The 21817-nt window shown below is 63.9% G+C and carries 20 protein-coding genes and 1 pseudogene; 8 read left to right on the top strand and 13 right to left on the bottom strand.

Annotation, left to right across the window (positions count from 1 at the left end; all coding sequences use genetic code 11):
• Positions 1-106: 106 nt before the first annotated feature.
• Both phbB and AC5ZGW_RS19545 read right to left on the bottom strand, forming a co-directional pair.
• On the bottom strand, positions 107-832 hold the full coding sequence (phbB, locus tag AC5ZGW_RS19550; protein ID WP_130231417.1) for an acetoacetyl-CoA reductase: 726 nt from the start codon (positions 830-832) through the stop codon (positions 107-109).
• 224 nt (positions 833-1056) lie between these two features.
• Entirely contained in the window at positions 1057-2235 is a 1179-nt protein-coding gene (locus AC5ZGW_RS19545; RefSeq protein WP_130231415.1) for an acetyl-CoA C-acetyltransferase, read from the bottom strand.
• 318 nt (positions 2236-2553) lie between these two features.
• On the opposite strand from AC5ZGW_RS19545, the gene phaR reads away from it, so the two are divergent.
• Positions 2554-3165: a polyhydroxyalkanoate synthesis repressor PhaR gene (gene phaR / locus AC5ZGW_RS19540; protein WP_028169166.1), complete on the top strand. Its 612-nt coding sequence runs from the start codon at positions 2554-2556 to the stop codon at positions 3163-3165.
• A gap of 174 nt (positions 3166-3339) precedes the next feature.
• Here the strand turns inward: phaR and AC5ZGW_RS19535 are convergent, their stop codons facing one another.
• Positions 3340-5028: a putative bifunctional diguanylate cyclase/phosphodiesterase gene (locus AC5ZGW_RS19535; RefSeq protein ID WP_130231413.1), complete on the bottom strand. Its 1689-nt coding sequence runs from the start codon at positions 5026-5028 to the stop codon at positions 3340-3342.
• 264 nt (positions 5029-5292) lie between these two features.
• Between AC5ZGW_RS19535 and AC5ZGW_RS19530 the strand changes: the two genes are divergently transcribed.
• Positions 5293-5580: a hypothetical protein gene (locus AC5ZGW_RS19530; protein WP_130231411.1), complete on the top strand. Its 288-nt coding sequence runs from the start codon at positions 5293-5295 to the stop codon at positions 5578-5580.
• A gap of 67 nt (positions 5581-5647) precedes the next feature.
• Here the strand turns inward: AC5ZGW_RS19530 and AC5ZGW_RS19525 are convergent, their stop codons facing one another.
• The 3 genes from AC5ZGW_RS19525 to mtgA all read right to left on the bottom strand — a co-directional run bounded on the left by AC5ZGW_RS19525 (position 5648) and on the right by mtgA (position 7743).
• Complete coding sequence (locus AC5ZGW_RS19525; protein WP_463328362.1) at positions 5648-6298, bottom strand: hypothetical protein; 651 nt, start codon at positions 6296-6298, stop codon at positions 5648-5650.
• A gap of 290 nt (positions 6299-6588) precedes the next feature.
• Positions 6589-6771, bottom strand: coding sequence for a 50S ribosomal protein L32 (gene rpmF / locus AC5ZGW_RS19520; RefSeq protein WP_007598106.1), 183 nt, complete (start codon positions 6769-6771; stop codon positions 6589-6591).
• A 300-nt stretch (positions 6772-7071) separates the two neighbouring features.
• Positions 7072-7743 (bottom strand): monofunctional biosynthetic peptidoglycan transglycosylase, encoded by a 672-nt coding sequence (gene mtgA, locus AC5ZGW_RS19515; RefSeq protein ID WP_130231796.1) that lies wholly within the window; start codon positions 7741-7743, stop codon positions 7072-7074.
• 184 nt (positions 7744-7927) lie between these two features.
• Between mtgA and AC5ZGW_RS19510 the strand changes: the two genes are divergently transcribed.
• Together AC5ZGW_RS19510 and AC5ZGW_RS19505 are read left to right on the top strand one after the other, a co-directional pair.
• Positions 7928-8848, top strand: a complete 921-nt coding sequence (locus AC5ZGW_RS19510) for a polyprenyl synthetase family protein (protein ID WP_028169159.1) — start codon at positions 7928-7930, stop codon at positions 8846-8848.
• A 219-nt stretch (positions 8849-9067) separates the two neighbouring features.
• On the top strand, positions 9068-9748 hold the full coding sequence (locus AC5ZGW_RS19505; RefSeq protein WP_130231956.1) for a DUF1345 domain-containing protein: 681 nt from the start codon (positions 9068-9070) through the stop codon (positions 9746-9748).
• 334 nt (positions 9749-10082) lie between these two features.
• On the opposite strand, the gene AC5ZGW_RS19500 is transcribed toward AC5ZGW_RS19505, so the two are convergent.
• Positions 10083-11894, bottom strand: coding sequence for a caspase family protein (locus tag AC5ZGW_RS19500; protein ID WP_463328363.1), 1812 nt, complete (start codon positions 11892-11894; stop codon positions 10083-10085).
• Between the two features lie 258 nt (positions 11895-12152).
• On the opposite strand from AC5ZGW_RS19500, the gene AC5ZGW_RS19495 reads away from it, so the two are divergent.
• Positions 12153-12527: a nuclear transport factor 2 family protein gene (locus tag AC5ZGW_RS19495; protein WP_130225384.1), complete on the top strand. Its 375-nt coding sequence runs from the start codon at positions 12153-12155 to the stop codon at positions 12525-12527.
• A gap of 107 nt (positions 12528-12634) precedes the next feature.
• A complete protein-coding gene (locus tag AC5ZGW_RS19490; RefSeq protein ID WP_130225383.1) occupies positions 12635-14242 on the top strand; it encodes a Na+/H+ antiporter in 1608 nt (535 codons plus the stop codon).
• A 94-nt stretch (positions 14243-14336) separates the two neighbouring features.
• Here the strand turns inward: AC5ZGW_RS19490 and AC5ZGW_RS19485 are convergent, their stop codons facing one another.
• The 3 genes and pseudogenes from AC5ZGW_RS19485 to AC5ZGW_RS19475 all read right to left on the bottom strand — a co-directional run.
• Positions 14337-15137 carry an N-acetylmuramoyl-L-alanine amidase family protein gene (locus AC5ZGW_RS19485; RefSeq protein WP_245474669.1) on the bottom strand — a complete coding sequence of 267 codons (801 nt, stop codon included), beginning with the start codon at positions 15135-15137 and terminating at the stop codon, positions 14337-14339.
• A gap of 98 nt (positions 15138-15235) precedes the next feature.
• Entirely contained in the window at positions 15236-15784 is a 549-nt protein-coding gene (locus tag AC5ZGW_RS19480) for a hypothetical protein (protein ID WP_245474668.1), read from the bottom strand.
• Between the two features lie 250 nt (positions 15785-16034).
• Positions 16035-16529: pseudogene (locus tag AC5ZGW_RS19475) on the bottom strand (Rieske 2Fe-2S domain-containing protein); the annotation flags it as partial.
• Between the two features lie 234 nt (positions 16530-16763).
• Between AC5ZGW_RS19475 and AC5ZGW_RS19470 the strand changes: the two are divergent.
• Entirely contained in the window at positions 16764-17039 is a 276-nt protein-coding gene (locus tag AC5ZGW_RS19470) for a hypothetical protein (protein ID WP_130225382.1), read from the top strand.
• 31 nt (positions 17040-17070) lie between these two features.
• Here the strand turns inward: AC5ZGW_RS19470 and AC5ZGW_RS19465 are convergent, their stop codons facing one another.
• Positions 17071-17967 carry a TauD/TfdA dioxygenase family protein gene (locus AC5ZGW_RS19465; protein ID WP_130225381.1) on the bottom strand — a complete coding sequence of 299 codons (897 nt, stop codon included), beginning with the start codon at positions 17965-17967 and terminating at the stop codon, positions 17071-17073.
• 137 nt (positions 17968-18104) lie between these two features.
• Positions 18105-19388 carry a flavodoxin-dependent (E)-4-hydroxy-3-methylbut-2-enyl-diphosphate synthase gene (gene ispG, locus AC5ZGW_RS19460; RefSeq protein ID WP_130225380.1) on the bottom strand — a complete coding sequence of 428 codons (1284 nt, stop codon included), beginning with the start codon at positions 19386-19388 and terminating at the stop codon, positions 18105-18107.
• 270 nt (positions 19389-19658) lie between these two features.
• Here ispG and AC5ZGW_RS19455 point away from each other — a divergent pair, with 270 nt between their 5' ends.
• Positions 19659-20534: a sulfurtransferase gene (locus tag AC5ZGW_RS19455; protein WP_130225379.1), complete on the top strand. Its 876-nt coding sequence runs from the start codon at positions 19659-19661 to the stop codon at positions 20532-20534.
• A gap of 231 nt (positions 20535-20765) precedes the next feature.
• Here AC5ZGW_RS19455 and AC5ZGW_RS19450 read toward each other — a convergent pair whose 3' ends face one another.
• Complete coding sequence (locus AC5ZGW_RS19450; protein ID WP_130225392.1) at positions 20766-21641, bottom strand: DMT family transporter; 876 nt, start codon at positions 21639-21641, stop codon at positions 20766-20768.
• Positions 21642-21817 lie beyond the last annotated feature (176 nt).

Genomic DNA, 21817 nt, shown 5'->3' with positions numbered 1-21817 from the left:
GCGCAGCGCGCCACCCATAGCGCCGTAGCAAGCGCGGCTTGCTTGGAGGGCAGACCGCGGCCCGTTACCCCATCTACTTTCTCCACATGGCCTGCGCGAGCGACCATCACGCGTGATACTGGCCGCCGTTCACGGTGAGCGTCGAGCCGGTGATGAAGCCGGCGTCCTCGGCGGCGAGAAACAGCACCGCACGCGCGATCTCCTCGGGCTCACCAAGACGATTGACCGGGATCTGCGGGATCACGTTCTTCTCCAGGACGTCCTTCGGCACCGCCTGCACCATTTCGGTGTTGATATAGCCGGGCGCGATCACGTTCACGGTGATGCCGCCCTTGGCATTCTCAAGCGCGAGCGCCTTGGTGAAGCCGATGTCGCCGGCCTTGGCCGCGGAATAATTGACCTGGCCGAACTGGCCCTTCTGGCCGTTGATCGAGGAGATGTTGACGATGCGGCCGAACTTGCGGGCACGCATGCCCTCGATCACCTGGCGCGTCATGTTGAAGAGCGAGCCGAGATTGGTGTTGATCACCTCGTTCCACTGCTGCAGCGTCATCTTGTGGAATGCGGTGTCGCGGGTGATGCCGGCGTTATTGACGAGAACGTCGATCGGGCCGACCTCGGCCTCCACCTGCTTGACGCCGGCAGCGCAGGCATCGAACGAGGCGACGTCCCATTTGTAAACGGGAATGCCGGTTTCTTCCTTGAACTTTTGCGCCGCGGCATCATTGCCGCCATAGGTTGCCGCGACCTTGTAGCCGGCCGCCTTCAACGCCTTGCTGATCGCAGCGCCGATGCCGCGCGTCCCACCCGTTACCAATGCAACACGTGCCATGTCCGTCTCCTCCTTCGTCATTTTTTTCTAGGCCGACATTGTGCCGGTCTTTTGAAATTTATCTCTCTATTGAGCATGATCTTTTCGGAAAACCGGTCTCCACTTTTCCGGATCATGCTCTCAAAACGAAAATGCCCGGCGCGAGGCCGGGCATTCTCTTAACAGCTTGCACTGCGGTTGACAGACGATCTTTTCATCATTCAACCCGGCATGTTGCCTCTTGTTCAGTCGCGTGCAACGCACATCGCGATGCCCATGCCGCCGCCGATGCACAGCGTGGCGAGGCCCTTCTTGGCGTCGCGCTTCTGCATCTCGTGCAGCAGCGTCACGAGGACGCGGGCGCCGGACGCGCCGATCGGGTGACCGATCGCGATCGCGCCGCCGTTGACGTTGACCTTGGACGTATCCCAGCCGAGGTCCTTGTTGACGGCGCAGGCCTGCGCCGCGAACGCCTCGTTGGCCTCGATCAGGTCGAGATCGCCGATGCTCCAGCCGGCCTTCTTCAGTGCGCTGCGGGAAGCCGGGATCGGGCCGGTGCCCATGATCTTCGGGTCGACGCCGGCCTGGCCCCAGGAGACGATGCGCGCGAGCGGCGTCCTGCCTTCCTTGGCGGCCTGCTTGGCCGTCATCAGCACCACGGCGGCGGCGCCGTCATTGATGCCGGAAGCGCTGCCGGCGGTGACCGTGCCGTCCTTCTCGAAGGCGGGCTTGAGCTTGGCCATTGCGTCCAGCGTGGCGCCGTGGCGCGGATATTCGTCGGCGTCGACGACCACATCGCCCTTGCGGGTCTTGATGGTGACGGGGACGATCTCGTCCTTGAACCGGCCGGCCTTCTGCGCGGCTTCGGCCTTCTGCTGCGAGGCGACGGCGAACTCGTCCTGCTGGGCGCGGGTGATCTGATATTGCCGCGCCACGTTCTCGGCCGTGTTGCCCATGTGGTAGCCGTTGAAGGCGTCCCACAGGCCGTCCTTGATCATGGTGTCGACGAGCTCGAGCCCGCCCATCTTGACGCCGCCGCGCAGATGCTGCGCATGCGGGGCCATGCTCATGGATTCCTGGCCGCCGGCGACCACGATGTCGGAATCGCCATTGACCAGCGCCTGATAGCCGAGCGCGACCGAGCGCAGGCCCGAGCCGCAGAGCTGGTTGACGCCCCAGGCCGGGCTTTCCACCGGGATGCCGGCGGCGATCGAGGCCTGGCGGGCCGGGTTCTGGCCCTGGGCTGCGGTCAGGATCTGACCCATGATGACTTCGGACACGCGGCCCGGCTCGACGCCCGCACGCTCCAGCGCCGCCTTGATGGCGATGGCGCCGAGGTCATGGGCGGGAGTGTTGGCGAACGCACCGTTGAAACTGCCGACCGGGGTGCGGGCGGCGCTGACGATGACGACATCGTCTGACATGGGCATCTCCTAGAGCTTGATGTTTGGCCTGGGTAACTTGGCGGCGGGCGGGCGGCCGGACGCGGGCCTATCTTTCGGCCTTATCCTGTTAACCTCCTTGAGGCATGTCAATCGGCCAGACGGCCAAATCCTGCCGCGGCGCACTTAAATTGAGCCCGTTGGAGCTTTCCTGAGCAATAACTATGCTTTGGAATTAACCGTGGCGCACAAATCGTTGCCGAACTGCTTTGAAAATGCTTACCTTTGCTGCGATGCGTGTGCATCACCCCTGCAGCAATGCTGCAAAGGGTCCCCTCCTGGTGTTGATGTGTGAGCCCCATGGCAAAATCAGAACACCCGACCACGATCAAGAAGTACGCCAACCGGCGGCTCTATAATACCGGAACCAGCACTTATGTGACGCTTGAGGATCTCGCCGCGATGGTGAAGGAAGGCGAGGACTTCCTCGTCTACGACGCCAAGACCGGTGACGACATCACCCGATCGGTGTTGGCGCAGATCATCTTCGAGCAGGAGAACAAGGCCGGCCAGAATCTGTTGCCGACCACTTTCCTGCGGCAGTTGATCCGGTTCTACGGCGACAGCATGCAAATGGTGGTGCCGAAATATCTCGAGCAGTCGATCGAGACGCTGACGAAAGAGCAGGAGAAATTCCGCAAGCAAATCGCAAGCACGCTGAGCGGAACTCCCTTCGCCCCGCTCGAGGAACAGGTTCGGCGCAACATGGAGCTGTTCCAGCAGACCTTCTCCATGTTCAAGCCATTCGTGCCGCCGCGCACGGGAACCGCAACGCCCGAGCCCGAGAAAGTGCCGGAGCCGGCGCCGGATGACGACAACATCGACGACCTGCGCCGCCAGATGAAGGAGATGCAGGAGCGCCTCGAGCGGATGTCGCGCGAGACGACGACGGCGACGAAGAAGGAAGAGTAGGCTCTTCCCCATACCTGCATTGAGCTCGTCATTCCGGGGCGCGCGCAGCGCGAACCCGGAATCCATTGGGCCGTTTGCGCGAGCGGCTGAATGGATTCTCTGATGTGCAAATTGCACATCATAGCTCGATGCGGTCGCATCGCCCCGGAATGACGGAGAGCGGTGGACGACCAGCTAACCAGCCGCCGGCATCGCTTTATCCGCGGTGTGCCATGGCCGCGTCGGCGAGGCCAATCCGATCAGGCGGCCCTGGATATAGTCGCAGCCCCATTCGCGCAGCATCACCGCGGACGCTTCGTCCTGCACCCATTCCGCGACTGTCTTGATGCCGAGCCGGCGCGCGAGGTCGAGCAGTGTCTGCACGAAAGCGCGGTCGTCGGCGGAATGCGCGATGTTCTGCACGAAGGCGCCATCGATCTTGACGATATCGACGCCGAGCTTGCGCAGGTTGCGGAACGAGGTGTAGCCGGCGCCGAAATCATCGATCGCGATCCGGCTGCCGAAATTCTTCAACCGCGTGACGAAGCCGCGCACCTCGTCGAGATTGCTGATCGCCACCGTCTCCGTGATCTCGACGATCAGCCGCTCGCCGACGCCGGGATGCGCGGCCATCAGCGATTCGATTCCGGAGAGCCAGTCCGGATCCATCGTGGTATCCGGCGAGATGTTGAGGCTGAGCTGAACCTCGGGTGAAGCGGCAAGCTCGGCCACCGCAAGCTCGAGCACGCGGTGATCGACCAGCCGGATCAGGCCGAGACGCTCGGCGACCGGCACGATGTCGGGCGCCGACAATGCCCGCCCGTCCTCCTGCTGCATGCGCACCAGGCACTCGTAGAAGGCAGGCTGCCGCGACTGCACCTCGACCACCGGCTCGAACGCCACGACGATGCGACGTTCGTTCAGGGCGGTGACGATCTCGTCGGTGACGCGGATGTTGACGCGGCGCTGGGCGTCGCGCTCGACATTCGGCTTCCAAAGCAGGAACGAGCCGGCGCGGCGGCTCTTGGTGGTATCGAGCGTCTCCTGGGCGCGGTTGATCGCCTCGTCGGCGCTGCGGGCGTGGCGGGGCACGCTGACCGCGCCTATCGACGCCGTCACCGACACGGGGCCCGACTTGGTCGGCACGATCTCCTCCCGCACGGCCGTGAGAAAACGTTCGGCGGCGACATTGGCATCGTCGACGGTGCAGTTGCGCAGGATCAGCCCGAACTTGTTGCCGGAGAAACGCCCGAGCACGTCGCCGCCGCGCAGGCGGGCGCGGATGCGCTTGCTGATCTCCGCGATCACGGCGTCAGCGACGTCGAAGCCGAAGGCGTCGTTGATGCGCGCCAGATGGTCGATGCCGATCATCATGAAGGCGCAGGACGATCGGAAGCGTGCAGCCTCCTCGATCGCCTCGGCGAGCGCGGCGATCAGATGGGTGCGGTTGAGTTCGCCGGTGAGCGGATCGTGCCGCGACAGCTTCACGAGCTGCTCGTCGCGGGCATGACGCTCATTGTCGATCCTGATCACGCCCTGGGCGCGCACTGGCCGGCCGTCGGGTCCGGCAAACCAGCAGCCGGTTTCCTCGATCCAGATCACGGGCGCCGAGGTATTGGCCCGCACGCCGTACTCAATCCGGTAAGGCATGCCCTCGCCGCTACGGAGCGGCGCGGGTTGGCCGAACGCATCGCTGCGAATGGCGCGCGGTGGCTCGATCAGCCTGGAAAATGCGGCGCCGCTTGCAATCGCCTCCGCCGGGAGATCAGGGAAAACCAAGGCCACATTGTCGCTCCAGACGAGCGCATCGGAGGCAATATCCCAGACAAAGGTGACTTGGCCGAGCGAAGCCAGGATGTCGGCGGCTGGCGGGATGGAAGGCATCTGCTGTCGCCTCGTTTCAGGACACGGCCAATTCAGGACACGGCCAGTTGGATACAGGTGGACGCACGTGACAGTGGGTAAGTGATTCCGAGCCCGCAGTGTGCCTCTGTTTCCGCTCAGACCTTAGGTAAAGTTCATAAATAATCTGGAAACCACGTTTTGCCGCCATCGGGAACAAAAGCCCGTGCACCGGCATGGACCTTGCGAGTTCGAGGCCAACGGGATGGCAGCGTCCCGAAACGTGACAATCGAGCGGGATCAGCGATGCCGGAAGCCGGCGAATCAAGGCAAGTGCTGGACGGCGAGGTTTTGACCGGCGCCGCCATCGCCTCGGCTGAACTCGTCCCGCTGACCGAATCCCTGCACTACGTGTCCAAGCAGCCGCTGCCACGGCCCGACGCGGGCTTCGTGACCCAGCTGATCGCGACTGCGGCGCTGGCGCCGGAGACTCGTCCGCTGCGGCGCGGCACGCTGGCGGACGCGCAGATGGCCTATGGCGCCCATCCGCAGGAACGGCGCGGCGTCGCGCGCCGCACGCGCCAGATCATCTAAGAGCGTTTTCGAGCGAAGTGGAAACCGGTTCGCGTAAAGAAAACGCGTCAAAACAAGAATCCAGAGCTCAGCGCTGTTCCGGTTCAGTCGGCGGATTGCGGCTTGGCTGCAGGTCCGGGGAGGCGACCGCGGGTTGCACCTGCGTCGGCTTGGAATGATCCTGCAGCACTGATTCCGCGACCGAGGCCGCCGGCGGCACCGTGTTCGCTGACGTCGTTGAGGCTGCGGGTGGTGGAGCCGGCTGCGGGGCCGGCGCGGGAGCCGGCTGGGGAGTTGGCGCCGGCGCGGGTTGCGGCAGCGGGGCTGGCTCCGGCTCGATTTGCTGCACCCGTGTTGCGGGCGCGATCGCCGCACGACGGCGGGTGCGAAGCGCGATCCCGGAGATGAAATCCGCCAATGCCAGCAAGGTCAGCAGAGCAAAGGTCGAGGTGCCGAATTTCGGCCACAGCACGAATTCGGCGGCTGCCGCACCGAACACGATCAGCGACAGCAAGTGATCCATCACGAATTTGGCGCCCGGCCGCGCGCCCTTGATGACTTCGAGCAACAGCAGGAGGATGCCGAGCGCCAGCAGGATGTCGCTCAGCGTTATCGGCCACTCCGCCCCCGACATCAGCGGCACCGTCACCAGCGGATCGACCAGCGATACGCCGGGCATCAGGAAGACGATGATGTTGTAGACCGCGAGCGGAATCAGCAGCAGCGGAAAACCGACCATGCGAGCGAGGCCTTAGCGAAGGAAACCAGGAGCGAAACGCCCTGAGATCGTGATTCGATCAGATTGAATCGGATCATGACCTGATTTGATTGTTTGAGCATGACTTCCGCGCAAACGCTACGCGTTTGTCGCGAGGGAAGAACCGGTGCCACTCTTCCCGGATCACGCCCGACGCGCCGAGGCGGACCGTCTGATCGCACTCATTGGCCGATTTCAGGCCGCCCAATCAATCGTGATCCCGGCCCTGCTTTCAGAGCCGGGGATCCAAATGCTCTCCGATCCCGCGGGGATCAGGATTCTTTCTTCTTCAGGACCTGCCGGCCCTTGTACATGCCGGTCTTGAGATCGAGATGGTGCGGGCGACGCAGCTCGCCGGAATCCTTGTCCTCGACATAGGTCGGCTTCTTGATCGCGTCCGCCGAACGGCGCATGCCACGGCGCGACGGCGAGGTTTTTCTTCTGGGAACAGCCATAACAGTCCTCTAGGGGTGTAGCGGAGGCATCCGTCCGAAATTAAGGACGCGCGTCAAAAGCGAGCTGCGATGCCGATAAGGCCGGGCTTATAGAGGAAGGGATGGCGTAAAGCTAGGGCCTGACGCGATTAGATTGCGGTGCGAGCCCTCCCCGTCGGCAACGGGCAAAGCCCGACATGGCTGGTCGAATTTATCGGAACAAAACGTGACCATCCGCTATCGGTTTCGGCACGCGAGGGCACCACGATCTCGTCCCGTCCAGAATAGGCCATGCGGTGCCGGCCAGCGGGTGCATCGCGCTCAGAATCCGCGGCTCTCGCTCCAGCAGCGCTGCACCGCGCTGGCGCGGGCCATATAGGTTGCGCTCAGGCGGCGCACACCGGGGCCGGGATTGCGGGCGCTGCGCTTGACCGGATTGGGCAGGATCGCCGCGAGCAGCGCTGCCTCGCGTGGCGACAAAGTCGCCGCCGAGCGGCCGAAGGCGTATTGGGAACCGGCCTCGGCCCCGAACTGGCCGGACGGGCCGAGCTCGGCGATGTTGAGATAGATTTCCAGGATCCGCTGCTTCGGCAGCACGAAATCGATCCACATGGCCAGCGGCAGTTCCAGGGCCTTGCGGACCACGCTGCGGCCCGGCCACAGGAACAGGTTCTTGGCGACCTGCTGGGTGATGGTCGAGCCGCCCCGGCCCGGCTCGCCATCCTCGGCATCGTCGATCGCATCCTGCAGCGCGTCCCAGTCGATGCCGCGATGGCTGCAGAACTTCGAATCCTCCGACCCCACCACGGAGCGGGGGAGATACGGCGAGATCGCGTTGAAATCGACCCATTGCCGGGTGACAGGCGCGCCCTTGAGAGTGCGCCAAGCCATCAGCGCCGAAACCGGCTGCCCGGATCGGTAAAGCGGTGTCAGCACGTAGGGCACGAGCAGCACGGCCACCAGCAGCAGCAAAAGGATCCGGACAATGCGCAAATTGGAGGTTCCGGCTGAAAGCGGGTCGGCGCTGCCGGCAATATTGGCCGGTTTCAAATGAGATTCTGTAACAATTGGCGGTTTTTCCAGCGCTTTTAAGGCGCAGCCTTCGGCCCGGCGGAATTGACGAAGCCGGTGCCATCAACGATTGTCCGCCCCGAAATCCGATCTGGAGCAATTCTTAATGACGACCGGTACTGCAGAATTCGCCAAGCGGCTGGACCAGACCGCTGACGATACCGAGGCCCTGCTGGCGAAACTCTTGGCCGACACCGTGGAGAAGGACGAGATCGTCCGCCCGAGGCGGCTGATCGAGGCCATGCGCTATTCGAGCCTCGGCGGCGGCAAGCGCCTGCGGCCGTTCCTGGTGGTCGAGAGTGCCGCCGTGTTCGGCGTGCCGCGCAACGCCGCGCTGATGGCGGGGGCCGCGCTCGAATGCATCCACTGCTACTCCCTGATCCATGACGACCTGCCGGCGATGGACAATAGCGATCTGCGCCGCGGCCGCCCCACCCTCCACAAGGCCTATGACGACGCGACCGCGATCCTCGCCGGCGATGCGCTGCTCACGATCGCCTTCGACATCATCACCCGCGACGAGATCCATCGCGATGCCGGCGTCAGGCTGGCGCTGACCCGGGCGCTCGCGCGCGCCTCCGGCGTCGGCGGCATGGCTGGCGGGCAGATGCTCGACCTCGCCGGCGAAGGCCGGTTCGGCGACCGCGAGCCGGTGGACGTGGCGCGGCTGCAGCAGATGAAGACCGGCGCGCTGCTCCGCTTCGGCTGCATCGCCGGCGCCATCCTCGGCCAGTCCTCCGAGAAAGAATATCTGGCACTCGACGATTTCGGCCGCGCGCTCGGCGAAGCCTTCCAGATCGCCGACGACCTGCTCGACGTCGAGGGCGATGCCGCCGCGCTCGGCAAGCAGACCGGCCAGGACGCGGCGCTTGGCAAGACCACCTTCGTCACCCAGCTCGGCATCGACGGCGCCAAGCAGCGCGTCCGCGACCTGCTCGCGCGTGCCGATGCCGCTTTGTCGGTGTTCGGAGCGAAGGGCGATGTGCTGCGCGCGGCGGCGCGGTTCGTTGCCGAGCGCAGGAATTAGAGTGCCAATGGATCGGATCAGGTAGAGCGACCAAGACGAAGCTGCGCCCCCTCTCCCGCTTGCGGGAGAGAGTTGGGGTGAGGGTGTCGCCGCGGCGAGACTCTTCGTGTGGAGAGAGCCCCCACCCGCCGCTTACGCGGCGACCTCCCCCGCGAGCGGGAGAGGTGAACGAGCTAGCGGCCTGGCCGTTACAATCAAAGAGAGCAACCAGGGCGGACCATGAGCAAGGAATTCGAGGAACACCTTGTTCGCTTCCGGAAACTGCCGAAGGCTGTCCGCGTGGTGTATTCGCGGCCACGCATCTTTACTTCGATCGCAGTGGGCGTCGCCGCGTTCTTCCTTTTGCCTCAGACACTGCGTCCGGTGACGCGGCTCGTAGTGAGCTGGGATATCTTCGTCGCGCTATATCTCGCCCTCGCCTTCATGATGATGCTCCAATGCAGCATCGCTTACATCAGGCGCAACGCGATCCTGCAGGATGACGGCCGGTTCCTGATCCTGCTCATCACCGCGCTCGGCGCCTTCGCGAGCCTTGCTGCGATCATCTTCGAGCTCGGCGCCGCCAAAAGCAGCCCGGAAGCGCTGGCGCTCGCGATCGTCACCATCGCGCTATCGTGGGCGCTGGTGCACACCGCCTTTTCGCTGCACTATGCGCACGAATATTATCGCGGGAAGGAACCCGGCGGTCTGCAGTTTCCGAGCGGCAAGGAGCACGTCGAGGCCGACTACTGGGATTTTGTCTACTTTTCATTTGTGATCGGCATGACCGCGCAGGTCTCCGATGTCGGCATCACCGACAGGATCATCCGCCGCACCGCGACCGTGCACGGCATCATCTCCTTCGTGTTCAACACGGCGCTGCTGGCGTTGATGGTCAATATCGCGGCGAGCGCGATCTAGCTTCGGCGCGCAACATCACGCGTCATTGCGAGTTTGGCACCGGCCGAGGGCCGACCCCGCTTGATGAAAATAGGAGGGCGTTATTGACGCGCAGAGGCGCCTCCTCACCGCTGTCATTCCGGGGCGTCCGAAGGACGAGCCCGGAATCCATCGGGCGCCGCACTCCGCGGTGAGATGGATACCGGGCTCACGCTACGCGTGCCCCGGAATGACCGCGCGGACGATGACCGGCGGCTTGCAACTCACTTTCTTCTTAGCGGAGCGAAGCAATCCATTTCGCCGCTTGCTGAGGCATGGATTGCTTCGCTTCGCTCGCAATGACGGCTCGGCCAAGCTAATTGCAAACCTGGACATTGCCGCCGCCGCCCTCGTATGGGCCGCCTTGCGCGGTGGTGCGGAATTCGAGGTGGCAGCCGCGCGCGACCGGCCGGCAGCCGCCGCGGTCGCAGACCATTTGGCCGCCGCCACCGCCGCGGCCGCCTGAAGAGGCCATCGGCCGGGGAATGCGCACTTCCGCCCGCTCGCGCCGTGCCGGCCGATCGCCGGAATCGCGCTTGGCCACCGGCTTCTTGTCGCGTCGCTTCTCGCACGCATTGTCGTCATTGAGGAACGAGCCCGCGCCACAGACGATCCGGGTGCAGCGATCGCCATCGGCCTTGGTGCCGTGCTCGCAGATCAGCGGGCAGACGCGCGATGATTTCTGCTTAATGGCATCGAGCGTGTCGACATTGGCGACCTTGGTGTCGAGCCTGGTTCCGGCATAGCGATTGAACAGCGTCAGCGACCGCTGAGAGGCGGCGTTCCACTCGCCATCGGCGCTACCTGTCAGGCAGCCGACGCGGCGCAGCTCGGTCTGGATCGATTTGGTGACGTCGGCTTGCGGCGAGCCGGTGCTGAGCGCAGCGACACTCACCGCTTTGTCCTTGTCGACCGGCGTCGTCGCGGGCGCGGCGGCCGCCTGATCCGCGGCGATCTTGTCGGCCAGTGCCTTTTCCGCGGCCAGCCGCTTCTGCTCGGCGACCGCCGCCTGCTCCTGCGCGACCTGCTTGGCCTTTTCGGCGGCGATGCGCGCCTGTTCAGCGGCCCTGGCGTCGGCAGCCGCCTTGGCCTGCTCGGCTTTTTGGGCACCTTCGGCGGCGAGCCGGGCACGCTCCTGCTCCGCCGCCCGCGCCTTCTCCGTGGCGGCGACGCGGGCTTCCTCGGCTGTGATCTTCTCGAGCTGGAGTTTGGCGAGGCTCGCATAGAAGCCGTCGGGATATTGCGCGAGAAAGGCGTTGAGCGCGCTCTTGTTGCCGACCTGCAGCGCCAGCTCGTAATCACGGCGGATATCGGCCTGCGGATTCGGCACGGGCGCCGCCTTGGCTGGCGCCGGGACCAGCGGCACGTCCTCCCCACCGAGCGAGCCATAGACGAACGGCTCCTGGCGGTTATTGGTGGACTTCAGCACGTCGTCGCGGACGTAACCGAACGCGCGCCGCACATCGAGCCCGGGCGTCGCCAGGTGCTTTGCGAGCGCCGATGTGAAGGGGCTGTTCTTGCCGTCGCCATCGGCGGCGGTGGAACCGGCCTTGGCCGCATAGGCGATCAGCACGTTCGGGCTGGTCGGCTCGACCTTGGCGAGGCCCTGCCCGATCGCGCGCGACGCCACCGTGCGCTTCATGGTCTTGGCAAAGGGATTGTCGCGGCAGGCGTCGAGGATCACGAGCCGCAGTTTCTTGGCCGGCTCGATCGCGATCAGGACGCGGTCGAGCGAAAACGCCTCATCATAGACGTCGGTGTCGCGTTCCAGCCTCGCATCGACCGGAATGAGGTAATTGGCGCCGTCGACCTCGATGCCATGGCCGGCGTAATAGACCACGGCGATCTCGGCATCGCGGGTACGATCGGCAAAGTCGCGCAGCGCGCGGCGGGTCTCGACCGCCGGGAGATCGCGGCGGAAGTCCACCACGTCGAAACCGGCGTCCTTCAGCATCGCCGCGATCAGCGCGCCGTCATTGACGGGGTTGGGGAGCGGCGCGACGTTCTGATAGGCCTGATTGCTGAGCACCAGCGCCACGCGCTTCTCGGCGAAGGCCGGCTGGCACATCAGAAGCAGGAACAGCGCCAGAACGAGGTGATGCAATCCCGGAAATCCAATCGATTTCATTACCGCACCTTCAAAAAACGCGGCTTTTCCATCCGACAGCAAAGCCTATCAGAAGCCGGGGCCGGATGGGGTGAGCCAAATCACGAACCATCCCGTGCCCGCCGTCCCATAACGTGTTAGTAGCCGAAGCCGAATGATGGTTCGCGTAGCCCGGGTGAAGCGAGGCATAACCCGGGAGCGCTGGTGACCGTCGATGGAGTGTCCCGGGTTGCGCTACGCTCCACCCGGGCTACCAACGGATGCCGGGAGGAACCAACCATGAGCCATGACCGATCGACCATTGAGGCCGTCGTGCAGAACTATTTCGACGGGCTCTACGAAGGCGACGCCGACAAGCTCGGCGCGATGTTTCACCCCTCCGCCGACCTGCGCTGGCTGGAAAAGGGCGAGCTTCAGGTGCTGACCGTGCCGGACTGGCTCGACCGGGTCCGCAAGCGGCCGTCGGCCAAGGCCGAAGGCAAGCCGCGCGAGGATTTCATCGTTACCATCGACCGCTCGGACGACTCCACCGCCTTCATCAAGGTCCGCTGCCAATTGCCGCCGCGCTATTTCACCGATTATCTGGTGGCGATGAAACTGAAGGACGGCTGGCAGATCGTCTCGAAATCCTATCGTTACGACCTGCGGGAGTAAGTCCGCCCCGGGGTTGGCGGATCGGACGGCCCTCTTTTCGATCTCGCACGGTCGAGCCGTCCACGCACATTGACCTTGCCTGCGCTTCGGGGCCAATTTGGACGGCCATGGAAGCCAGATTCCAGACCTTCGTGATCCTGCTCGCTGTGCTGGCGGGCACGGCGCTGGTGGCGCGGCGCCTCAATGTCGCGCCTGCCATCCTCTTGATGCTGGCAGGCATCGCGCTCGCGTTCGTGCCGGGCATGCCCAGCATCGAATTGCCGCCGGAACTGGTGCTGCTGCTGGTGCTGCCGCCGCTGATCTACACGGCTGCGGTGGCTATGAGTTGGCGCGAGTTCAAAAATAGCCTTCGTCCGATCGTGCTGCTCGCCGTCGGCTGCGTGATCTTCACAGCGGCGGCGGTAGCGATCGCCACTCACTACCTGATCGGGCTGCCTTGGGAGGTCGGGTTCCTGCTCGGCGCGATCGTGGCGCCGCCCGACGTGGTCGCCCCGCTTGCGATCGCGCGGCGGCTCCACATCCCCCGCCGCATCCTTGTCGTGCTGGAGGGCGAGGGGCTGGCGAATGATGCCACGGCGCTGATCCTCTACCGCTTCGCCCTCGCGGCGATCACCACCGGCGCCTTCTCGCTGCCGAAGGCCACCGGCGAATTTGCAGCCATCGTGGTCTGCGAGATCGCGTTCGGCATCGCCGTCGGATGGCTCAGCCTGCGCGCCCGTCAGCACTCGCGCGATCCGCAGGTCGAGATCACACTCTCGCTGATCACACCTTATGTGGCCTATTGGCTGCCCGAACATTTTGGCGGCTCCGGCGTGATCGCCACGGTCGCCTGCGGTCTTTACGTGAGCTGGAATGGGCCGCTCCTGATTTCTTCCGCCACCCGCCTGCAAGGCATCTTCTTCTGGGACTTGGTGATCTACCTGATCGAAGGCATCCTGTTCTTGCTCACCGGCTTCCAGATGCGCTTGCTGTACGAGAAGTCGAAGGCATTTCCGCTCGACGACATCCTCTCCACCACTGCGCTGGTGATCGCAGTCATCGTCATCGCGCGCTTTGCCTGGGTATTTCCCGCAACCTATCTGCCGCGGATCCTGAGCAAGCGCCTGCGGCAGCGCGATCCACAGCCGCCCTGGCAATGGGTATTCACGCTCGCCTTCGTCGGCGTTCGCGGCGCGGTGTCGCTCGCCGCGGCGCTGGCGCTGCCGTTTGCGCTCGCGAGCGGCGAGCCTTTTCCCTACCGCGACATGATCCTGTTCGTCGCCTTCGGCGTCATCTTCATCACGCTGGTGGGATTTGGCTTGAGCCTGCCCACGGTCGTCGGCTGGCTGAACATCACCAAGGACGGCTGCGCCGAGACTATCGCCGAGCATGAAGCAGAAATTGTCGCGAGGCGCCAGGCGCTGGCCGCCGGCCTCGCATCGCTCGATGCCATCGTTGACGAGCGCGCGCTCTCCGAAGAGGTCGTCAAGCTGCTGCGGGCGCGGCACCATATCCGCACCAGCCAGCTTCCGGCCGCGCTTGATCCCGACAAGCACGACGTCTCCGCCAACGGCACCGAGCTGACGCGGGAATTGATCGCGACCGAGCGCCAGTTCATCCACGCCCTGCTCCGCGACGGCAAGATCACCGACGAGACGCGCCGCCGGATCGAGCGCGATCTCGACCTGGAAGAGGCCAGCCTCGCGAACCGCGAATATCGGAAGATACCGTTGTAACGCGGGCTAACCTTTTTATTTGAGCATGATCTCCGCGCAAACGCTTCGCGTTTGTCGCGAGGGAAAACCGGTTTCCACTTTTCCGGATCATGCTCTACCGCGAGGCGCAGAATTCCTTCACAGCACCGACCACAGCAGCGCCGATCACGTCCTGCCGTTCCGTGGACGCCATTGCCAGCTCCTCGTCCCGATTGATGATCGAGCCGGCCTCAAGCAGGACCGCGGGCACGCGGGTCCGCATAAGCACGATGAGCTGGTCGTAACGATAGACGCCTACCTTCTTGTCCAGCAATTTTCGCCGGTATCGCCCCATCACGGCCTGCGCATATTGGCGGGCATATTGCAGGCCCTGCGCCTTCATTCGATCGCCGAGCAGCCGGGCGAACCTCAGGCTGGTCCAGAATTTCGGATTGTCATGAGAGACGAACAGCGAATAGCCGCTAAACCGGTCGCTGAAGTGGCTCTTCGTTCCCTCGAACTCCCATTCTTCGAGAAAGGAATCAGGCACCGAATCATGGTGGATCGACAGGGCCAGATCGGCGCCTGAATTGTTGATGGCGGCGGCGCGCTTGAACAGGCTCGGCCTTTTCGGGCCTTCGGTCACCAGGAGGCGGGTTTGCGCAAAGCCTTCCGACTTCAATTTGTCCTCGATGCGTTTGGCAAGGCGGAGATTGAAATCGAATTCCGGAATGTTGCGGGCGCTCCTCGCACCCGGCGCTTCGGCGGTATGGCCGACATCCAGGATGAGCTTGAATTTGGACCGGTCGCATTTCGAAGACGCAGTCTTTGGCGCCGCCCTGACACTCCCGCGCGACCATGCGGCATATCGCGTGTCGGGCGACACGAGCGACAAGACGATGATCGAACTCATGATGATCGGACGATGGCGCCACACGGCGAACATCGTAGCCCGGATGCAGCGAAGCGCAATCTGGGATCTGTCCATCGGCGTGCGAGACATCCCGGGTTTCGCTTCGCGCACCCGGGCTACGGTTACCGCCTACTCCGCCGCGGCGTTCTGGCCGGGACCACCGACGAAGCCCGTGGATCGCCGAAGCGCTCGGTCATGACCGCCGTTAGGTCCTTCGCCTTGCTGGTCACGCAGGCGCCAGAACGGACGGTGTAACGGTCCTGATGCGCAACATGCGGCGGCGCCTCGCCCTGCTGCAGCGCGCGGGCGGCGTCCATCACCAGCTTGCGAAAATGCATGATGCCGAGGTCGGTCGGCCCGAGATGCTCGCGGGTGCGGTCGGCAATCGGGCCCTGGCTGTCCTGCACCGCGGCGTCCTGCTCGGAAACGCCCTTGATGCCGGTGTAGCTCTTGGTCTTCTGCAGTTTGCGATCGATCAGATAGTCGTTCGATTTGTTGCGCAGCGGCACATAGTTCTCATCGACCTCGGCGATCACGCCGTTGCCGCGGTCATACGCATCGCGCTCCGCTTGCGTGATCGGGCGATGCGGATTCCAGGCGTAGGTGTAGATCCAGCAGTTGGTGTCGGTCACCGGCACGAAGCTCTGGCCGAAGATGTTCTCGCCCGGCATCGCGCTCGGCGCATAGGCGTGAACCGGCATCAGGAACTGGGCGATGCGCCAATAGATGTTGTCGGAGCCGGTGAGGCGGCCGCCTCCGATCGTCAGCCCGGCGTCGTGCGCGTTGATCTTGATCACGGGCCCGCGGGTCTTCGGCGATCCAGCGCATGTGCTCGGTCGCCACACGCACCAGCGGATTGACGAAATGCTTCTTGATATCGAGGATCTCGTTCTCTTCCTTCTCGAACGACAGATGCGCGAAAGTGAAATGCGCGGTATCGATCGAGCCTTCCAGCGCCTGCACCCAGTTGCAGTCCTGCCACTTCTTGCTGATGTAGCGATGCGACGGCGGCACCAGCGCCATCTCCAGCGCCGGCAACTCCGGCACTGAATCGGCCGGGCCCATATAGGCCCAGATCATGTCGCCCCATTCGCGCACCGGATAGGACTTGATGCGGATGTGATCCTTGGCGTTGAGATCGGGATAGGAGGTCGGCATGTCGACGCAGTGGCCGTCGGTGTCGAACTTCCAGCCGTGATAGACGCAGCGGATGCCGCACTCCTCGTTGCGGCCGAGCCAGAGATTGGCGCCGCGATGCGGGCAATATTGGTCGATGACCCCGACGACGCCGCGACTATCGCGGAAAGCGAGCAGCTCCTCGCCGAGGACTGTGATCTTCTTCGGCTCGCTGTCGGGCTCCGGCAGTTCCTCCGACAACAGCACCGGCAGCCAGAAGCGGCGCAACAGCTCCCCCATTCCCGTGCCCGGCCCGCTTTCGGTCAAGAACCTGTTGTCTTCCGCGCGAAGCATGGCACGTCCTCCGATTCTTGTTTTGGTTATGAGGAAGCTTGGCGCAAGCGCAGGCGCCGGTCAACGCGCACTGCATCAACGTGTCACACATATAGATTGTGAGATTTATCACACGCAATTTCAGGTAAAAATGATAGCGACGTTCGAATTACCATGTCCCGTTCAGGAAAGGATGCTCAGATGGCGACGTCGGAAGCCGAAGTCGAAACTGCCGTTCGTGGCGGATGCGCTCTCTTCAAGCGAATGATCGCAAACCTTGAAATCAGAATCCGCGACGAACGGCGCAGGCTCGCCGTCCTCGAAGCCAGCCTGAGGAAGGCGGAGTCTCAACCAAGGCCCGAACCGACCCTCATCGAGCAGCTCAAGCAGTCGATCGCATCACTACAGAGCCAGATCGATGAGGATGAGATGAGCCTTGCCGACATCCGCATCGACTTCGAGATGTTCTGCACGTGATAGGTTGCGGCGCGCCGTCCCGCATTCACCGTCACACCGGCCGCTCGCCTTTCACCGTGACGCGCGTGCCGGATCGGGTGTGGGGCCAGTAGTCCCACATCGCGCGGTGCTGGGTGCAGCGATTGTCCCAGAAGGCGATCGCGTTCTCGGTCCAGCGGAAGCGGCACTGGAACAGCGGGTTTTCCGCGTGCTGATAGAGATAGGCGAGGATCGCGTCGCTCTCGTCGCGGGGGATGCCCACGATGTGACGGGTGAAGCCGCGATTGACATAGAGCGCCTTCTTTCCCGTCACGGGATGCGTGCGCAGCACCGGATGCTCGGCATGGGGATAGCTCGGCTTGTCGGCAACGCCGTAATTGGCGTAGAGCCCGCGATAGATCGGCTCGCCGTCATGCAGCGCGGTGAGCCCGTCGAGATAGGCCTTCATCCGATCCGACAGCGCCTCATAGGCCGCATACATATTGGCGAACAGCGTGTCGCCGCCGTGCGGCCGGCACTGCCTGATGTAGAGGATCGAGCCCATCGGCGGCTCGAGATCGCAGGACACGTCCGAATGCCAGCCTTCGCCGTTGGCGCGCGGTGAATCCTTGTCGGCGTGGATCTTCATCAGCGCGGGATCCTCGCCCTCATGCGGCGCGGCGGGATGGATGTGCAATTCGCCGAACTTGCGGCCGAAGGCGAGATGCTCCTTCGGCGTGATGCGCTGGTCGCGGAAGAAGATCACGAGGTTCTCGGCAAGCGCGCGATGGATCTCGTCCATCTGGCGATTGGAGCGCGCATCGTCGGAGACGAGCTGCGCGATATCGACACCGGAAATCTCCGCGCCGATGATCGGCGTCAGCTTTTCGACGCCGATGGTTTCATAGGGCTCGCTCTCGTCGGCGAGATGCTTGTAGCGGGGACCTTGCTTGCCGGACAGCGAGCTCACGGGTGTTGCTCCCAATCGTTATTGTCGGGAGCATCGTAGCCCGGATGGGGCGAAGCGCAATCGCAGGCCGCGGCTTTATCTGTCGTCCCCGCAAAAGCGGGGACGACAGCGGAGAGGGGTCGTTGGACGGAGAGAACTTACTCCGCCGCGGTCACCGTATTCGGCACGCTGCTGCCCTGGCCGTAGCGCTGGTCGATGTAGTCGATGACCAGCGCCTTGAAATCGGCGGCGATCGCGGGACCGCGCAGGGTGCGGAACTTCTTGCCGTCGACGAAGACAGGCGCGGCCGGCGCTTCGCCAGTGCCCGGAAGTGAGATGCCGATATTGGCGTGCTTGGATTCGCCGGGGCCGTTGACGATGCAGCCCATGACAGCGACGTTGAGCTGCTCGACGCCGGGATACTTCGTCTTCCAGGCCGGCATCTCGTCGCGGATGAAATCCTGGATCGAGCGCGCCAATTCCTGGAAGGTGGTGGAAGTCGTGCGGCCGCAGCCCGGGCAGGCCGCGACCAGTGGCACGAAGGTGCGGAAACCCATCGTCTGCAACAGTTCCTGCGCGACCTGGACTTCCAACGTGCGGTCGCCGCCGGGCTCAGGCGTCAATGAGATGCGGATGGTGTCGCCGATGCCGTCCTGCAAGAGGATGCCGAGCGCGGCGGAGGAGGCGACGATGCCCTTCGATCCCATGCCGGCCTCGGTGAGGCCGAGATGGATCGCGTAATCCGAGCGGCGCGCCAGATCCTGATAGACCGCGATCAGATCCTGCACGGCCGAGACCTTGGCCGACAGGATGATGCGGTTCTTGGGCATGCCGAGCTCTTGCGCGCGGGCCGCTGACAAGAGTGCCGACTGCACCATGGCTTCGCGCGTCACCGCGCGGGCATCGCGCGGGTTCGGCGAGGCCGTGTTCTCGTCCATCAGCTTGGTCAAGAGTTCCTGGTCGAGCGAACCCCAGTTCGCACCGATGCGCACCGGCTTGTTGTTCTTGTTAGCGATCTCGATGATGTCGGCGAACTGCGAGTCGCGCTTGTTCTTGAAGCCGACATTGCCCGGATTGATGCGGTATTTGTCGAGCGCCTCGGCGCAGGCCGGATATTCGGCGAGCAGCTTGTGGCCGATATAGTGGAAATCACCGATCAGGGGCGTCTCGATGCCGCGCTTACGCAGGCCATCGCGAATGTGGGGCACGGCGGCAGCGGCTTCCTCGCGGTCGACCGTGATGCGCACCATCTCCGAGCCGGCGCGCGAAAGTGCTGCGACCTGGGCGATGGTGCCATCAACATCGGCGGTGTCAGTGTTGGTCATCGACTGAACGACGATCGGGGCGCCCCCGCCGACGGCGACATGGCCGACCATGACCTGGGTTGTCTGATGCCGGGGCGCTGGGCCGGCGACGTCGCTGAGAATTTCGGGCTTGTTCATGGCGTCTCGAATATCAGGTTTTGGTGACATTCACCAAGGGGGGCACGAAGGCGGGCTGGCGGTTTATTGGATCACATATTTTCTAACGGAGATTCAACAGCTTGCGCCTGAAAGCGGGATCGAGCGCAAGACCGGCGGCCGTCCGATGGGCTGACCGGTATATCGGGGGAGGATTCGGGGGATTAAAGGGCCCGCGAACACGCGAGGACGGCTTTTCATCCCCTACCGCGCGCCATACCTTGAAGCAAATACCACCCGCGGGAGGTGCAGATGGCGACAAGGGATGAGCTTATCACCACGGCGGAACTTGCCGATATCCTGCATCAGCCGGATCTTCGCCTCTTCGACTGTACGACCTATCTGGAGCCGGCGCCGGAAGGCAGCGGCGTTCCCTATATTGCGGTGCCGGGGAAAGAAACCTTCGAGGCCGGCCATATCGCCGGCGCCGATTTTCTCGACTTGCAGGGCGAATTCTCCGCTCCGAACACGGAACTGCGCTTCATGATGCCCCTCGTCGCGCAGCTCGAAACCGCCTTCGGCCGCCACGGGATCGGTCCCGACAGCCGGGTGGTGCTGTATTCGATCGGCACGCCGATGTGGGCGACGCGCTTCTGGTGGATGCTGAAATCGCTGGGCTTCGACGGCGCCTCCGTGCTCGACGGCGGCCTGGACAAGTGGAAAGCGGAAGGACGCCCGCTCGAGACCGGCCCCGCCAAGGGCTATCCGCCTGCGACGTTTGCCGCGAAACCGCGAGCGGGTTTCTTCGTCGGCAAGGACGACGTGCTCGCCGCACGAGGGGACCAAGGCACCGTCACCGTCAATGCGCTGGGTCCACAATTCCACGCAGGCCTCGAACCCAGCCGCTACGGCCGGCCGGGACGCATTCCCGGCAGCGTCAATGTGCCGGCGGCGACGTTGCTCGATCCCACGGCGAAGACGTTCATCGCGCGCGCGGACGCGGAAGCGAAATTTGCAAGCCAAGGCATCAGCAAGGACAAGCGCGTGATCGCCTATTGCGGCGGCGGCATTTCCGCCACGGTCGATTTATTCCAGCTCCATCGGCTCGGCTACGACAACCTCACTCTCTATGATGCCTCGATGGGCGAATGGGCCAAGGACGAGACCCTGCCGATCGAACGGGGATAGGCGCGGGTTCTTTACCCGTCATTGCGAGCGAAGCGAAGCAATACACGGCACGCGGAGGCATGGATTGCTTCGCTCCGCTCGCAATGACGGAGGAAAGATCTACCTCGACGCCCAGTCGTCATTCCGGGGCGATGCGAAGCATCGAGCCCGGAATCCATTTCTCCACCGCGCATGCGGCCCGATGGATTCCGGGCCTGCGCCTTCGGCGCATCCCGGAATGACAGCGGTGGTTCACGCCGGCACATTGGGATCCGGCGTCACCTTCGGATCCGGCTTGTTCACGAGATAGAGGCCGATGATCACCAACAGCGCCGCGACGCCGAATACCGGCGTCAGGGTGTCATGCATGATGACATAGGCAGCGACGACGCCGAACAGCGGCGTGATGAAAGTGAAGGCCGACAGCTTGCTGGCGGAATACATCTTCACCATCGCAAACCAGATCACGAAGGTGCAACCCACCACCCAGATCGCCTGATACGCCATCAAGGCGAGCGACAGCGGGCTGGGAAAATGGGTGATGGTTTCGCCCGCAAGCCACGAGGCGATACCCAGGATCGGAATCGACAGGGCGACCTGATAGCCGAGCGCCTTTTCCGGCGCGGCCTTGCGTAGCGCTGTCCCCTTGGCGACCAGCGTGGTGGCCGCCCAAAGCGCGCCGCCGCCGACCACCATCAGATCGCCCAGCAAGACCTTGGCGTCGACATCCGGCTGCGGCACGCCGATCGCAAGCGCGACGCCGGCAAAGCTCAAGGCGAGCCCGCTCCATTGCAAGGCGGAGAGCCGCTCGCCGAGGAACTGATGGGAGCCGAATGCGACGAAGAACGGCGCCGTATAGAGGAAGACCGACGCGCGCGAGGCCGAGGTGAACACCAGGCCGCTGAAGATCAGCACGAACTCGATGCCGAACATCAACCCGGCGACCAGGCCGGCCAGAAGCGTGCCGTCGCGCTCGAAGAATTTGACGCCGCGCAGCCAGCCCACGATCAGCATCACCGGCAACGCGCCGGCGGAGCGGAACATCGCCTGCAGCATCGGCGGAATGTCGGGCAGCGCAAGCTTGACCGCGATCTGGTTGAATCCCCAGCTCACGCACAGCATCAGCATGATCGCGACCGCGCCCGGGGTGAGCGCGCGGCCGGTTGCGGCGACGCTGGAGATGGTTTGCGTTGACATGTTGCCTCGGTTTCCGGCTTGGCGCCGTGTTATCGTTTGGAATCCGGAGCAGGGGGCTTCCGGGTTTCATCTCTTTGTCTGAGCATGATCTTTTCGGAAAACGGGTT

This window comes from Bradyrhizobium sp. Crot121 (assembly GCF_059512385.1).
The sequence above is the reverse complement of the archived record's forward strand: the minus strand, read 5'-3'. Positions and strand labels throughout refer to the sequence as shown.